This is a genomic window from Acinetobacter lwoffii (assembly GCF_024129435.1).
Classification (GTDB): Bacteria; Pseudomonadota; Gammaproteobacteria; order Pseudomonadales; family Moraxellaceae; genus Acinetobacter; species Acinetobacter lwoffii_F.
The window spans coordinates 1-12574 of the sequence record NZ_JAMXXN010000037.1 but is presented as its reverse complement, the minus strand read 5'-3'; the positions used below and the strand labels follow the sequence as shown (position 1 = coordinate 12574).

The window sequence follows — 12574 nt, the reverse complement described above, 5'->3', positions numbered from 1 at the left end:
CTGTTCAGTCATTTTTCTATTTCCAGTACATTTTGGCTATGCCAAAAGCTCCGCAGGACAAGATGCCACGTTGAGCTGAAAGCGAATAAGTAGGGTAATTTATATAACCAAGGCTTGCCATGTTATATAACATTACACATCTTGCCAATATCACGAAAATTGCAATTGCACATAAACGCATATAATTGCACATCAAAATGAATAAAAACCATTTAAAAGCTTATAGTTGCAGATAATTTCATATAAAATCATATAAAAGCTCTTAATTGCATATAGTTGCACATAATTGCATAAATTAAGGAAAGAGGAAGTTATTATGGTTACCAGGCATGGCGCTAAAAAATTCATCATCTCTGTATTACCAGAAATAGAAAAACGGCTAGAAGCTGGTTATACAATTAAGGAAATCCACGCTGATTTACCTGAGCTAGCGAACAATATTTCTTACAGTTCAGTTTTGCGAAATTTGAATAAAATGGGAATGAGTGAAAAAAAGGTACATTTACATAAAATAGAAAAATTAGAGTCCCAGGATATGGTCCCTACTTCTAATGAAAAAATGAAAATGACGAATGCAGAAAGAAATACAGAAAAATTGAAGACTAAAAAACCTGTTTTTTCTTATGACCCTCATACAAAAGGTAAAGATTTTATCTAATCACTATAAAATTTAGCTTTTAAATGCACTCATTTGCGATTTAAGCTCAAATTCACATAGGAAGGTACAGAACGAGTGTCTACGAGTGAAATCGCTGAAATTCGCGCTTAGACTCTCTGAAAAACAGCTTTTTAGGCTTTGAAGCCTAAATGAGCGTAAATCACATGCAGAAAATTGAGTCTAGATAGAGCGTAGCGAGTAAAAAAGCTCTATGAGCGAAGCGAATTCATCGTGCTTTTGCTTTTTATTGAAGTCACAACGAGATGAGCCAAAAAATTGCCCCGACGAATCGAGCGAAAGCGAGATTCAATAGAGTTTGAGCGAAGCGAAAACCAAGGGCAATTTTTCACTCCTTGGGCTTTTAATTATTTTAAAGTTTTTAAATGCTTTTAGATATGCTGAAAGCCTTTGTTCACAATGCTTTTAAGGGTTATATGACACCGTTTACCTTGCAATATGACACCGTTTACCTTGCAATATGACACCGTTTACCTTGCAATATGACACCGTTTACCTTGCTTATAGCACTAAAATTAATTATTGTGTCATAGCATAATAATTAATACTGGTGCTTCATGAGAGAATTAGTGGTAAAAGACAATGCCTTAATCAATGCAAGCTATAACTTGGACTTAGTAGAACAACGTTTAATTTTATTGGCTATTGTTGAAGCAAGGGAAAGTGGGAAAGGGATTAATGCTAATGATCCCCTTGAAGTACATGCCGAAGGCTATATCAATCAATTTGGTGTACATCGCAATACTGCCTATCAAGCATTAAAAGATGCCTGTAATGATTTATTTGCTAGACAATTTAGTTATCAAAAAATAAATGAAAGAGGGAATATTGAGAACTATAGATCCCGTTGGGTTAGTGAAATTGGATATGTAGATAATGAAGCAGTGGTTAAGCTTATCTTTGCCCCCGCCATAGTCCCATTAATTACACGTTTAGAAGAGCATTTTACTAAATATGAATTACAGCAAGTTAGTAATCTCAGTAGTGCTTATGCTGTCCGCTTATATGAACTATTAATTGCTTGGAGAAGTACCGGTTCTACTCCAGTTATAGAGCTAAGTGATTTCCGTCAAAGAATTGGTGTACTCGATACAGAGTACAAGCGTATGGAGCGCTTTAAAACTAGTGTACTTGAGCTTGCTATTAAACAAATAAATGAGCATACGGATATCACTGTAAAATATGAACAGCATAAAAAAGGTCGAACAATTACAGGTTTTTCTTTTACGTTTAAACAGAAGAAAAAGGATAATCCATCAATAGAAAGAGATCCGAATACCTTAGACCTTTTTTCAAAGATGACCGATGCTCAACGGCATATGTTTGCAAACAAACTTTCAGAACTCCCTGAAATGGGTCGCTATTCACAAGGAACTGAAAGCTATCCTCAATTTGCTGTTCGTATTGCTGAGATGCTACAAGACTCTGAAAAAATCAAAGAACTATCCCCATACCTAAAAAAAGTGGGATACATGCCATCAAATAAAAAGGACACCGTAAATGGCTAAATTATCGCTAAGTGAAGTATCTAAAAAATTTCATATTGATAGGTCAACCATTTATAGAGCTGTACGTAATGGGCGTTTATCACGCTCTAGTGATGGTCAATTTGACCTTTCGGAAGTGATTAGATGCTTTGGGGAGCCTGAGCAAATATCTCAACAAATTGAACCATCTAAATCAGATAACGATGAATCTACAAAAAAACTCATTATTCATTTAGAAAATGAAGTTAAAAAATACCAAGAACGTGAAGAGCGTTTAATGCAGCAAATCGACCGTATGCAGACGCTTATTGAGTTAAAAACTGTTGCACCCGCCACGGCAGCGCCACAACAAGATGCTACGGCATGCGACACTGATATGCCACAGCATGCGACAACACAACAAGACAATGATAATAAAAAGAATAATGAATTAAATATTGTAGAAAACGTGGCAGTGCCACAGCAAGAAACTACAGCACACCACAGCCAAACGCTACAGCATGCCACGTTGCAAAATGTGGCAGTGCCACAACCTAAAAAACGTGGTTTATTTGGCCGTGTACTAAATGCTGTTTTTGATAATGACTAAGGGAGAGAGATCATGCCGAAACTGAAAGACATTGCCCTGGGAATTATTGTGGCCCCGCTGCTGATCCCGATCATGCTAATTGCATCGTACCAGGATAAAAAGGCACTCAAAAAAGAGCTGGATGAACGCCAAAAAGAAAAAGACCAGGCATCCTGATTATTCAATTGACCTAATCAAAGTCGTGAAACATTGATCAAATAATAAGCGTGGAACGTGAAAAATTATAAAAAAAGCCCAACTTGGGGAAGATGGGCTATCAACTAGAAACTACAGCGTTGAATTATAAGGATAATTATAACGCATTTCGTATAAGGTGTATTATGTTAATTTTAGGAGATCTATACAATTCTGTACTTTTTCACAATCATAGAAAAAGCAAATAAAATACTTACCCAAAATAAATAATCAATAAAAAAATTGAGAAAAACAAATTGATCCATGCCGATGAAAATAAATAAAGGATTGATACTTATACTTCCGACTGGAGAGGTTTCACCATCTATAAGGAACTGTAGAGGAAATCCCCCAGCTATGACTTCAACTTTTTCAAGCTTATCTACAACTATGCGAGCAACTAATATATTTTTTTGATAAAGCAAAGATACATAAGTCAAAATAATCGCTAAGAAATTAAAATATAATATTTTTTTCATAACTATTCTTTATCTTTTAAATTAATTAAAAACAGCCAATAACATAAGCCAGGAAAGAGAGCCATAAAAATAGTCCATGTATTGGTATACATTTTCCACCACTCTTTCGAAATTTCTCCTGTGTGACTCCATCCAAAAAGAATAAAAAATGGAGCAGCAATAATTAGAGAGGTAATACAGATGGTTAATAAATTCAGACTGTTATAACGATTTAAAATAATTGAGAATATGAAGCTGAAAGGCACAGTCAAAATACAATACGCTAAGTAGACAAGGCCATGCCCTACAAGAACCACTAAAATCGAGTATAGGCTGTATTCCTGATTCATTACGATAAACAGGACTGCTATGAAAAAAAGTAACGGTAAAGGAGCAAGCAAGAGAGCTTTAACTATTTTTTCATTTGAGTATTTCACTAATTTAATTCTCTTATTTACTCAATAACTATTCACACTATACCGATTTTCTTGGAGGTCGCTGGCTTCCATTTAACATAATGGCGGTTATACGAAATTTGGATGTTAGAAACCATTTAAATTAATGAGTTATTGAATAAGTAAAACCCTCTAAGTAGACTTTTAGAGGTTGTAAATCTAGGAAAAAGCTAAAGATGCCGTTGATTGAGTATTACGGTCTGCTATTTGAATGGCACGATAAAAAAATGGAATTAGTCTATCGAGGGCGTGAAATTACTTTTGAAGAGGTATGTAGTGTTTTTCTTGATCCAGAGCTGATGTCCTTTGACGATCTTGGTCATTACGATGAGCAACGGCTAATATCAATCGGTCTGAGTAATCGTGGTAGACTACTAACAGTGGTTTGGGTTGAACGTGGTGATGTTGCAAGAATCATTACTGCCTTTGAGCCATCGCACAATCAAAAGCGGAGGTATAACCATGCAAAATGAATTAGAACGTTATAAAAATTTTGACCCTACCAATGCGCCAGTAGTAAAACCAAATTTTGTTAAAAAATTACAAGAACGCCATGCGATTGCTCAAGCAAAGGCTTTTGATGCGGATGTTGTAACTTGGCTAAGTTCTCAAGATAATGAAACAAAACAGCATATTAACGACATGGTGCGCCATATCATGGCGTTGAAACGTATTTAATTAAAATTTAGCTCGATGCTTTGCAATATGGCGTTAGCCATATTGCAAAGTCGAGCCACTTTGCGTACACCGGTATAAATTGGAAAATGAAAGAAACCAAGCAAAGTACTGTCCCATCTCATAACTTGGTTAACTATGAAAATATATAATTTAGCTCAAAGTTTTTTCATCATTTCTGTACTGACTGCTTGTATGGCAAAGCCCGCCTTAGTTTCTAGTGCTATAGAACCTGTAAAATCTGTAATTTTTATTAAGCAAAGTCCTGAAACAAAGACTTATATGCTCTCAATGACAGGTGGCAAATTACATTTAGATCCTCATGGCTGTATTCGTTTAAATAGCGATAATGGCCCTTTTATTATCTGGGCTAACAGCAGTGAATTAGAATATACAAATGATGGTAGGATCAGCATTACCAATAAATTTAATAACCATAAAGTTTTTATAGGTGAGGAAATCAGACTTGGTGGAGGTATGTACTCAACAAAACTCCAATCTACCCCAGATGTTTGTACACAGCACGGTTATTGGCTCGCAGCTCCGCTTTAACAAGTACTATTTAGGGTCAATCACACAATAATCTTTGTGTGGCCCGTGACAGTCATTTTTCATAATCCGGACACAGGATTTACCATTACAGTTTTTAATATCCAGGTTATATCTTTGTTCTAGCCAAGCTGCTTCTGCACGACGTTCTTTGATCTCGTCAAAACTTGGAATGAATAAAAATATAAAAGACAGAAAAACCAGAACCAGACTGAGGAAAATTGCACACAACAAGGCAATAAATCTGTAGTTCAATTTATCGGTGGCTTTATCTAACTCCTGAATACGACCTTGGAGGGCGCGTGTAGCCTCTTGGTTTGCATTATTTAGGGTCTTTTTACTCTGTTCCAGCACCCCACTAGCCACTTTGCTGTAAAACGTCTCTAATCGCTTATTATCGTCTGCTATGGCTTCTCTGTATTCCTTCATAGATGCCAATAGAATATATAACTGATCATCTAGGTCTAAATCATCATTTTGGTTACTCATCGTGACCATCCATCATTATCTAAATTTCGTGATGCCTTACGATTTGCTTGTTCGGCTCGTTGTTTATCTAATTCTTGCTGTCGCTTCATTTCCGCTTGGCGTTCCAGTTCTAGGCGTTTGCTTTCTTGGTTCTTCTGCCATTGCTCAAAACCTTGATCGACACGGTTTAAACCACGCTGTAAAACGCTCTCTTTCTGCTGTTTCTGTTGGTCAAGTTGTTGGGTGTTCTGCTGTTTCACATTGTCATTGAAACGGCTAATTTCAGTATCTATGCCTTGTCTGCGTAATTGAGTGACTTTGGTGCCTTCATGGATGGTGGCTTGTAGTCCGTTGTTCTGATCGGCATAGCTGCGGTGATCTATTTTTTCTCGGTAGCCTGCACGTTCCAATGCTTTATTGGCTAAGTCTGCCCATTTTTCTCTAATTTGCTTAATGTCTTCTTGGGTTGTCCCCATACCAAGGCTTTTTCGTTTGGCATTGCTTAACTCAATATCGGTTTTAGTGGTTAGGGTAAGTTTCTTGTCCGTATCTAATTCTGCCTTTCGGGTGGTGAGCATGATATGGGCGTGATGGTTCTTATCATTACCGCCTTTGCTCGGTTCATGGATGGCTAAATCTGCAATCACGCCATAGCGATCAACTAAGGACCTGGCAAAGTCTTTTGCCAAGTCCTTACGTTGATCAGGGTCTAATTCATCAGGTAGGGCAATCACCCATTCTCTAGCCGTTCGGGCATCTTTACGGTTTTCGGTTTTTTCTGCCAAGTTCCAAAGTTCACCACGGTCAATTTCAATATCTAAATTAGAGATAATTTCAGAATGGGCGACACCGTCCTTTCTCGTAAAGTCATGCGTCAATCCTGTACGCTCATCTTTGAGTTTTTCCCCTGCACGATATGCAGAAGATGCAACCGCAGTTCGTCCCGAACTTCGGTTAACCGTTTTAGTCGAACAATGATAGATTGCCATGCAGTCGCCTTGAGATGCTTTTGCTTTTAAAAAATTGCGTAGCAGTTTTTTGGGGTTAAGGGGAATCCCCTTACGCAAACTTTGACTTGGATGAAATCCAAGTCGTAAGTGCGCATTTCATGAAAAACACGATAACATATAGCTCGCTTGAACTCTAGTTCATAGAGCCTTATGCTTGAGTGGTTTTCTATATCCCGAAATTAACCGTTATGACAAAATCAACTGAAAATATTGAAAAGAAAATTGAAGCCCAGTTGGAGAAGCTGAAACAGTTAAAAGCTCAGAAACAGGCTATTGAAGCAAGAGAAAGAACAAAGCAGAAAGAGCAAGAACGCAAGGATGATACTCGGCGTAAAATCTTACTTGGTTCTTACTTGATTAAAAAAATGCAATCCAATGAAGCCAACAAAGAAAAAATACTCGCTGAACTTAATGATTATTTAATAGAGGATCGGGATAGAATACTTTTTGATTTACCTTCGATGAATAACAATTAAGCTGGATATTCTTTATGAAATATAAAATTTTAATGTCTTTATTAACAATGTCAGTTATTACCCTTACTGCATGCAGCAAAAATAAAGAAGAACCAGAACATGTAAGAGTGCAAGCATCGTCTCCTGAGATTGTGGAAGAAGTACGCCAAGAAGCGCAACAAGTACCTGCTCCGCAAGAAATTACAGACGAAGACCGTGAACGTATGAAAAAAGAACTCCAAGATTCATCACGATTTGAAAGTAAAGATACTGCCAATAAGTCGGGCGAAGAAGTAAATGCGGAACTGATTAATCAGTTAGATTCGATAGGACAGCCAGCCAAAGAATAAAATTAAAAAAAAGGAGCTGAAGCTCCTTTTTTTTAATTACCAAATCCTGCCTTTTTTAAGCAAGGGTATAACTCTCTGAATTTTTCAGGCTCTAAAAGCATGTCTGCAATACGAATAGCAAACTGCTGATAGCTTTCTGTACCTTGAGAATATGCCCCCATTTCAGGCATTTCAGACAGTTTGTTTGCAAATAAATGACGTTGGGAATCGGTCATTTTGATGAAAAAATCAGGGGTATTGGGATCTCGTTTAGTTTCAATTTTAGGTTGTACTTTTTGCTTAAACTTGAATGAAAACCCTGTAATTGTACGCCCCTGCTTATGTTGCTCATAAGTTACGGTAATGTCTGTATGTTTGTTAAGTTGCTCAATAGCAATATGTAAAACTTTTTCTTTAAATTGCCCCATTCTTTGATATTTTTCATCTCCAACTCCAAGTTTTAAACGAAATTCATTTAAATCAATAATTGGTGTCTTCCCAGTACTACGCCACGCAATTAAAAGTTCGTATAGGCGAATAGCATAACCGCTTGTTAGATTGGCAACTTGTTTTAATTCGTAGCTTGTAAGGTGTTGTTCAAGATAAGTGATTAGGGGTAAGACCGCTGGAGCAAAAGTAAATTCTATAGTTGCAGAATTATCAATATAAGCAATATCAGACACCCAGCGAGTCGTTTTATGAGCAATACCTTTTTCTCTAGGTTCTTGATAGCTAAACTGTCTTGAGAATAAAGACTTACAGGCATCCTTTAGTGTTTCGTATGCTGTGCTATGGCTTACACCAAACGTATTAATATAACTTTCTGCTGTAATCTCAATTGGTTTATTGAATGCAATATAGTCAAGGTGCATGTTATGAGTATGTTCCCGAATAATAACGATAGCTAATAAAATCAATCGCTGTTCGACAAGACCAAGACTATAACTAGCATTAATCAACGCATTATCTTTTACAACTAAGTCATTTTTCATTGTTGTACACTTTTATAATTCAAGTGTATTTGTACACCTTTGTAATGTAGGTGTCAATATCATCGGAATTAGTGTACTTATATGTCGGAATTGGTGTACTTATTGGGGCTAAAATATCGGAATTGGTGTACTTATATATCGGAATTGGTGTACTTATTAGCTGTGAAAGCCTTGCTGTACAAGCGTTTCAAGCAACTTAAAAATATTTAAAAATATATTTAAAAATAAAAAATATAAAAACTTGTGGAAAACAGCCCTATGCCCTCGCTAAAGCTCGGACGTTTTAACCTCGCTTTCGCTCGGTTGAGGGGCTGTTTTTTCAAATATGAATTGAGGATTTAATAAAAAAAGAAACTATGCCTTCGCTTCGCTCGTCTAGAATTTGACTAACATAGTTCGCACCCATTCGGGATGCTCTGTATCTTTCGTTATGAATCAAAAGGGAGCTTGTAATCAGGGAAAAGGCAGGGGCGAAATTTTAATGCCAGGTGGTCGCTCGTAGACACTCGCTTGGCTCTTACTGGAATGATTAAAATATCTAATTAAAATCGTGGAACAATGCTCAATAAGTGTTCGTGGAACATGAAAAATCATAAAAAAAGCCCATTTGAGGGTAAATGGGCTTTTCAATAGTATATAAGAAATTGATTTTTAAAGGAATAAAAATTGCATTTCGTATAAGGTGTATTATGTTAATTTTAGGAGATCTATACAATTCTGTACTTTTTCACAATCATAGAAAAAGCAAATAAAATACTTACCCAAAATAAATAATCAATAAAAAAATTGAGAAAAACAAATTGATCCATGCCGATGAAAATAAATAAAGGATTGATACTTATACTTCCGACTGGAGAGGTTTCACCATCTATAAGGAACTGTAGAGGAAATCCCCCAGCTATGACTTCAACTTTTTCAAGCTTATCTACAACTATGCGAGCAACTAATATATTTTTTTGATAAAGCAAAGATACATAAGTCAAAATAATCGCTAAGAAATTAAAATATAATATTTTTTTCATAACTATTCTTTATCTTTTAAATTAATTAAAAACAGCCAATAACATAAGCCAGGAAAGAGAGCCATAAAAATAGTCCATGTATTGGTATACATTTTCCACCACTCTTTCGAAATTTCTCCTGTGTGACTCCATTCAAAAAGAATAAAAAATGGAGTAGCAATAATTATAGAGGCAATACAGATAGTTAATAAATTAAGACTGTTATAACGATTTAAAAGAATTGAGAATATGAAGCTGAAAGGTACAGTCAAAATACAATAAGCCAAGTAGACAAGACCGTGCCCTACAAGAACCACTAAAATCGAGTATAGGCTGTATTCCTGATTCATTACGATAAACCGGACTGCTGTGAAAAAAAGTAGTGGTAAAGGAGAAAGTAAGAGAGCTTTTACTATTTTTTCATTTGAGTATTTCACTAATTTAATTCTCTTATCTACTCAATAAATAATAATACTATAACGATTTTATTGGAGGTTTTTTGATTCTATTTAACATAATAGCGGTTATACGAAGTACACTTGTATATTAACTTAAATATCAATAACTTAAAAAATTCATCCTGATCACAAAAAGCACAAAAATCGACTTTTGTAATAAGTGGGTGAGTTTTTAAGCAAATCTGTAACATTTTGCCAGTAAATTTGACTAAAAAATAATCAATTTGGCAATCGGTGCCCATTTCATACGGATCTAGGTTCCAAAACTATCCCCAATTGCTGGGGATAAAATTTAGGCTATTTTGTACGCTCTGGCGTACATAAATCTCGGCCCTTTGCGGCTACCTGGGACAGTGGAATTTTCCTATGATGAACTCATCGGGAACAGGAAGTTCCATACAAGAATAACAAGAGATAAGCACAAGGACTGTAAGGTACGACAGGAGTTATACCGAGCGAACCAATACGAAAAACCCCGGCAGGATGCCGGGGTTTTTTATGCTCTGTACTTTTAGATGAGGCCTGGATGGGCATCTAGAATATGGATTAAAGTCATTCACCAATTACAACAAATCACACGCTACAAATTATTTAATGATAAGATATGTATCAATGATACCTATCCTATTAGGAGATAAAAAATGGAAGTTGCTAAAGTCTTTCAAACAGGTCGAAGTCAAGCCGTTAGGTTACCTAAAGCATTTCGTTTTAATGGTACTGAAGTAGCGATTAAAAGTTTTGGACGTGGCGTGTTATTGATGCCTATCGACAATCCTTGGGATGTAATGCTAGAAGCTCTAAACGAGTTTGAAGTTGGATTCAAGTTAGAACGGGCAGATCAGGGCGAACAGGTACGTGAGGATTTCAAATGATTTACCTCTTAGACACAAATATTTGTATCTATGTGATCAATCATAAGCCAGAGCATGTTTTTGAACGCTTTAAACAATACCAGCTTGGTCAGCTTGCGATTTCAAGCATAACAGCATCCGAATTAGCTTTTGGCGTTGAAAAATCTGGCTCTGAGCGTAACAAACAGGCATTGAACAAGTTTTTATCACCCTTAGATATTTTACCTTACGATGAGAAAGCAATCTGGCATTACGCAAAACTACGTCAAGATCTACAATCTACAGGTAAAATAATTGGTAGTTTGGATATGCTAATTGCAGCGCATGCCCTAGCTTTAGATGTTGTATTAGTCACAAATAACATCAAGGAATTTGAGCGTATAGATGGATTAAAGTTAGAAAACTGGGTTTAATTACAATTTCTAGTCCTTTTAAGGACTAGATTTCTCATAATTTGTATAATATTAATTCTATTAAGATTCCATAAAAATGAAAAAAATCTTTGTATTAACTCTACTGGTATCTTCAACATCTATTTTTGCTACTTCCCCCCCGCTTACACCACAAAATTTAGAAAAATATAAGGGTAATCAAGAAAATAAGATGTCACGTTTGAGAGTAAGTCTGGCTGTTTCTAGCAATAATGATCAGGGTGAGATTAATATCTCTAATTTCACTTTATGTTCAACAATTACTTGCTGGAAAGCTGAGGTTAATAAACCTGTACCTATTGTAAATAGTAGTACCACAAGAGGTCAGCTAGTAGCTGACGTTTTAATTCCAATGAATGAGCAACTTAAACAGATCTTTTTTGAACCAACGACAGGAAAGCAGTCGATTGAAGGCAATTTAAAGTTCGAAAAAGTAGTCAAAATTGAGCCTGAATATCAAGGCCACACTTTGTATATTGTTTTAGATAAGGTTAGTAAAGGAAGCGCTGTATTTCGCTACTTTCCAGTCGCTAGTAGTGCGTTGCCTTTTAATCCTGAATTAAAATACTATCTAATTGATCCAAAATTCAATCAAACAATTAATCTAAATAGTAAAAGTATGATTACGTTTCCAGCAAATTTCTTGCCTGAGCCTCAATTATTTTTTATTGCTGAGCATAATGTAGGTAAAAAATTTCCAATGCTCGATATATATCCTTACCTCAAGGGCAGAGGTGATCTTAAAATTAAGTTAGCTGAAGTAAATAAAGGGAGTAACAGTCATCCTCAAAACCAAGTTATTTCCTCAATAAGATATTCTGAAATTACTTCTTCTAATACTCGTGTAATTAATGGATCGGATACTCCCAATACAGCAGTTTTAGAAAAAAAGTCATTATGGCTCAGGCTGCTGAATATTCTAAATTTAGAATAAAATTATAATAAAAATTAAAGGCCTACCTTTAACTGGCCTTCAATTTTTAAACACCTCTTTTAATGTGGTGTTTAACATAAAATCTCTTATGCGAAATTCAGGTGTAACGCCACTATACAAGGGCACACACCTTACACTTTTTTAGATTAGCTACTTGAATACAGCTCTGAAGGGACAGCTGGCTAACGCCCCTATACAAGGGGACACACTTTACACTTTTTTAAAACTTGATCGCGGATCTGACTTTAGAAATGAATAGATCAATGGAATTTTGGTTCTTGGAAAAATCCAGCAGCAGCCCGTTTACTTTAGATCGGATCTCTTTCGGATCAGTCAGCTCCCCATTCATTAAGTTTTTCAGTAGTCCACCCACTTTATTCATATCTGATTTTAGGCTGCGAATTTCCTGGATTGTTTTTATATCAGTCAGACTTTTAGGTTGATAACCCAATCCTAGATCACGCAAATATTGAGAAGCTGATAAATTTCCTTGAGCAGCATTTTCTTCAATTTGCTTTTTCTCAGCTTCAGTTACCACAACTTGAATTACTTTTTGGCGTATCCGTTTCGGCTTTTTCTGTT

Annotated in this window: 20 protein-coding genes; 12 read left to right on the top strand and 8 right to left on the bottom strand. The window is 35.9% G+C overall.

The features are described from left to right. Positions 1-316 precede the first annotated feature (316 nt). The 4 genes from NI455_RS14345 (at position 317) to NI455_RS14330 (ending at position 2908) form a co-directional block, all read left to right on the top strand. Complete coding sequence (locus NI455_RS14345; protein WP_163169833.1) at positions 317-658, top strand: hypothetical protein; 342 nt, start codon at positions 317-319, stop codon at positions 656-658. Positions 659-1233: 575 nt separating this feature from the next. Further along, the gene (gene repM, locus NI455_RS14340; protein WP_180073049.1) at positions 1234-2184 is read left to right on the top strand and encodes a replication initiation protein RepM; all 951 of its coding nucleotides are present in this window, start codon (positions 1234-1236) and stop codon (positions 2182-2184) included. Further along, on the top strand, positions 2177-2752 hold the full coding sequence (locus tag NI455_RS14335) for a plasmid replication DNA-binding protein (RefSeq protein WP_180097740.1): 576 nt from the start codon (positions 2177-2179) through the stop codon (positions 2750-2752). Before repM (NI455_RS14340) ends, NI455_RS14335 begins: the two co-directional genes overlap by 8 nt. A 12-nt stretch (positions 2753-2764) precedes the next feature. Then, positions 2765-2908 carry a hypothetical protein gene (locus NI455_RS14330; protein WP_001125247.1) on the top strand — a complete coding sequence of 48 codons (144 nt, stop codon included), beginning with the start codon at positions 2765-2767 and terminating at the stop codon, positions 2906-2908. A 182-nt stretch (positions 2909-3090) separates the two neighbouring features. Here NI455_RS14330 and NI455_RS14325 read toward each other — a convergent pair whose 3' ends face one another. Both NI455_RS14325 and NI455_RS14320 read right to left on the bottom strand, forming a co-directional pair. Further along, positions 3091-3405 carry a hypothetical protein gene (locus NI455_RS14325; RefSeq protein ID WP_000723215.1) on the bottom strand — a complete coding sequence of 105 codons (315 nt, stop codon included), beginning with the start codon at positions 3403-3405 and terminating at the stop codon, positions 3091-3093. Between the two features lie 2 nt (positions 3406-3407). Next, the gene (locus NI455_RS14320) at positions 3408-3821 is read right to left on the bottom strand and encodes a hypothetical protein (RefSeq protein ID WP_004967533.1); all 414 of its coding nucleotides are present in this window, start codon (positions 3819-3821) and stop codon (positions 3408-3410) included. Positions 3822-4015: 194 nt separating this feature from the next. Here NI455_RS14320 and NI455_RS14315 point away from each other — a divergent pair, with 194 nt between their 5' ends. The 3 genes from NI455_RS14315 (at position 4016) to NI455_RS14305 (ending at position 5066) form a co-directional block, all read left to right on the top strand. Continuing rightward, positions 4016-4312 (top strand): BrnT family toxin, encoded by a 297-nt coding sequence (locus NI455_RS14315; RefSeq protein WP_136144373.1) that lies wholly within the window; start codon positions 4016-4018, stop codon positions 4310-4312. Continuing rightward, positions 4302-4517, top strand: a complete 216-nt coding sequence (locus NI455_RS14310; protein ID WP_136144374.1) for a hypothetical protein — start codon at positions 4302-4304, stop codon at positions 4515-4517. Before NI455_RS14315 ends, NI455_RS14310 begins: the two co-directional genes overlap by 11 nt. Positions 4518-4652: 135 nt before the next feature. Next, positions 4653-5066, top strand: coding sequence for a hypothetical protein (locus tag NI455_RS14305; protein WP_151208204.1), 414 nt, complete (start codon positions 4653-4655; stop codon positions 5064-5066). 6 nt (positions 5067-5072) lie between these two features. Here NI455_RS14305 and NI455_RS14300 read toward each other — a convergent pair whose 3' ends face one another. Together NI455_RS14300 and mobQ are read right to left on the bottom strand one after the other, a co-directional pair. Continuing rightward, complete coding sequence (locus tag NI455_RS14300) at positions 5073-5552, bottom strand: hypothetical protein (RefSeq protein WP_151208203.1); 480 nt, start codon at positions 5550-5552, stop codon at positions 5073-5075. Continuing rightward, entirely contained in the window at positions 5549-6520 is a 972-nt protein-coding gene (gene mobQ / locus NI455_RS14295) for a MobQ family relaxase (protein ID WP_151212485.1), read from the bottom strand. The genes NI455_RS14300 and mobQ overlap by 4 nt, the downstream gene beginning before the upstream one ends. Before the next feature lie 209 nt (positions 6521-6729). On the opposite strand from mobQ, the gene NI455_RS14290 reads away from it, so the two are divergent. Further along, positions 6730-7017: a DUF8583 domain-containing protein gene (locus NI455_RS14290; protein WP_020847062.1), complete on the top strand. Its 288-nt coding sequence runs from the start codon at positions 6730-6732 to the stop codon at positions 7015-7017. A 14-nt stretch (positions 7018-7031) separates the two neighbouring features. Next, the gene (locus NI455_RS14285) at positions 7032-7346 is read left to right on the top strand and encodes a hypothetical protein (protein ID WP_151208206.1); all 315 of its coding nucleotides are present in this window, start codon (positions 7032-7034) and stop codon (positions 7344-7346) included. 32 nt (positions 7347-7378) lie between these two features. Here the strand turns inward: NI455_RS14285 and repM (NI455_RS14280) are convergent, their stop codons facing one another. From repM (NI455_RS14280) to NI455_RS14270, 3 genes are all read right to left on the bottom strand, one after another. Then, entirely contained in the window at positions 7379-8317 is a 939-nt protein-coding gene (gene repM, locus NI455_RS14280; protein WP_151208205.1) for a replication initiation protein RepM, read from the bottom strand. 707 nt (positions 8318-9024) lie between these two features. Beyond that, positions 9025-9339: a hypothetical protein gene (locus NI455_RS14275; RefSeq protein ID WP_000723215.1), complete on the bottom strand. Its 315-nt coding sequence runs from the start codon at positions 9337-9339 to the stop codon at positions 9025-9027. 2 nt (positions 9340-9341) lie between these two features. Further along, positions 9342-9755 carry a hypothetical protein gene (locus tag NI455_RS14270; RefSeq protein ID WP_005020944.1) on the bottom strand — a complete coding sequence of 138 codons (414 nt, stop codon included), beginning with the start codon at positions 9753-9755 and terminating at the stop codon, positions 9342-9344. Between the two features lie 662 nt (positions 9756-10417). Here NI455_RS14270 and NI455_RS14265 point away from each other — a divergent pair. The 3 genes from NI455_RS14265 (at position 10418) to NI455_RS14255 (ending at position 11992) form a co-directional block, all read left to right on the top strand. Beyond that, positions 10418-10648 carry an antitoxin gene (locus NI455_RS14265; RefSeq protein WP_005020941.1) on the top strand — a complete coding sequence of 77 codons (231 nt, stop codon included), beginning with the start codon at positions 10418-10420 and terminating at the stop codon, positions 10646-10648. Further along, entirely contained in the window at positions 10645-11040 is a 396-nt protein-coding gene (gene vapC / locus NI455_RS14260; RefSeq protein ID WP_005020938.1) for a type II toxin-antitoxin system tRNA(fMet)-specific endonuclease VapC, read from the top strand. Before NI455_RS14265 ends, vapC begins: the two co-directional genes overlap by 4 nt. A 76-nt stretch (positions 11041-11116) precedes the next feature. Further along, the gene (locus NI455_RS14255; protein ID WP_253114767.1) at positions 11117-11992 is read left to right on the top strand and encodes a hypothetical protein; all 876 of its coding nucleotides are present in this window, start codon (positions 11117-11119) and stop codon (positions 11990-11992) included. Between the two features lie 220 nt (positions 11993-12212). On the opposite strand, the gene NI455_RS14250 is transcribed toward NI455_RS14255, so the two are convergent. After that, positions 12213-12574 (bottom strand): plasmid mobilization protein (locus tag NI455_RS14250; RefSeq protein WP_253114764.1); only part of this gene is annotated, 362 nt, incomplete at its 5' end.

What these genes read in the sequence shown, in the direction of transcription:
- NI455_RS14275 (WP_000723215.1), bottom strand. Translation starts at nt 9,339, where the DNA reads ATGAAAAAAATATTATATTTTAATTTCTTAGCGATTATTTTGACTTAT.
- NI455_RS14265 (WP_005020941.1), top strand. Translation starts at nt 10,418, where the DNA reads ATGGAAGTTGCTAAAGTCTTTCAAACAGGTCGAAGTCAAGCCGTTAGG.
- NI455_RS14290 (WP_020847062.1), top strand. Translation starts at nt 6,730, where the DNA reads ATGACAAAATCAACTGAAAATATTGAAAAGAAAATTGAAGCCCAGTTG.
- NI455_RS14330 (WP_001125247.1), top strand. Translation starts at nt 2,765, where the DNA reads ATGCCGAAACTGAAAGACATTGCCCTGGGAATTATTGTGGCCCCGCTG.
- repM (WP_180073049.1), top strand. Translation starts at nt 1,234, where the DNA reads ATGAGAGAATTAGTGGTAAAAGACAATGCCTTAATCAATGCAAGCTAT.
- mobQ (WP_151212485.1), bottom strand. Translation starts at nt 6,520, where the DNA reads ATGGCAATCTATCATTGTTCGACTAAAACGGTTAACCGAAGTTCGGGA.
- NI455_RS14325 (WP_000723215.1), bottom strand. Translation starts at nt 3,405, where the DNA reads ATGAAAAAAATATTATATTTTAATTTCTTAGCGATTATTTTGACTTAT.
- NI455_RS14310 (WP_136144374.1), top strand. Translation starts at nt 4,302, where the DNA reads ATGCAAAATGAATTAGAACGTTATAAAAATTTTGACCCTACCAATGCG.
- NI455_RS14335 (WP_180097740.1), top strand. Translation starts at nt 2,177, where the DNA reads ATGGCTAAATTATCGCTAAGTGAAGTATCTAAAAAATTTCATATTGAT.
- vapC (WP_005020938.1), top strand. Translation starts at nt 10,645, where the DNA reads ATGATTTACCTCTTAGACACAAATATTTGTATCTATGTGATCAATCAT.
- repM (WP_151208205.1), bottom strand. Translation starts at nt 8,317, where the DNA reads ATGAAAAATGACTTAGTTGTAAAAGATAATGCGTTGATTAATGCTAGT.
- NI455_RS14285 (WP_151208206.1), top strand. Translation starts at nt 7,032, where the DNA reads ATGAAATATAAAATTTTAATGTCTTTATTAACAATGTCAGTTATTACC.
- NI455_RS14255 (WP_253114767.1), top strand. Translation starts at nt 11,117, where the DNA reads ATGAAAAAAATCTTTGTATTAACTCTACTGGTATCTTCAACATCTATT.
- NI455_RS14300 (WP_151208203.1), bottom strand. Translation starts at nt 5,552, where the DNA reads ATGAGTAACCAAAATGATGATTTAGACCTAGATGATCAGTTATATATT.
- NI455_RS14315 (WP_136144373.1), top strand. Translation starts at nt 4,016, where the DNA reads ATGCCGTTGATTGAGTATTACGGTCTGCTATTTGAATGGCACGATAAA.
- NI455_RS14305 (WP_151208204.1), top strand. Translation starts at nt 4,653, where the DNA reads ATGAAAATATATAATTTAGCTCAAAGTTTTTTCATCATTTCTGTACTG.
- NI455_RS14345 (WP_163169833.1), top strand. Translation starts at nt 317, where the DNA reads ATGGTTACCAGGCATGGCGCTAAAAAATTCATCATCTCTGTATTACCA.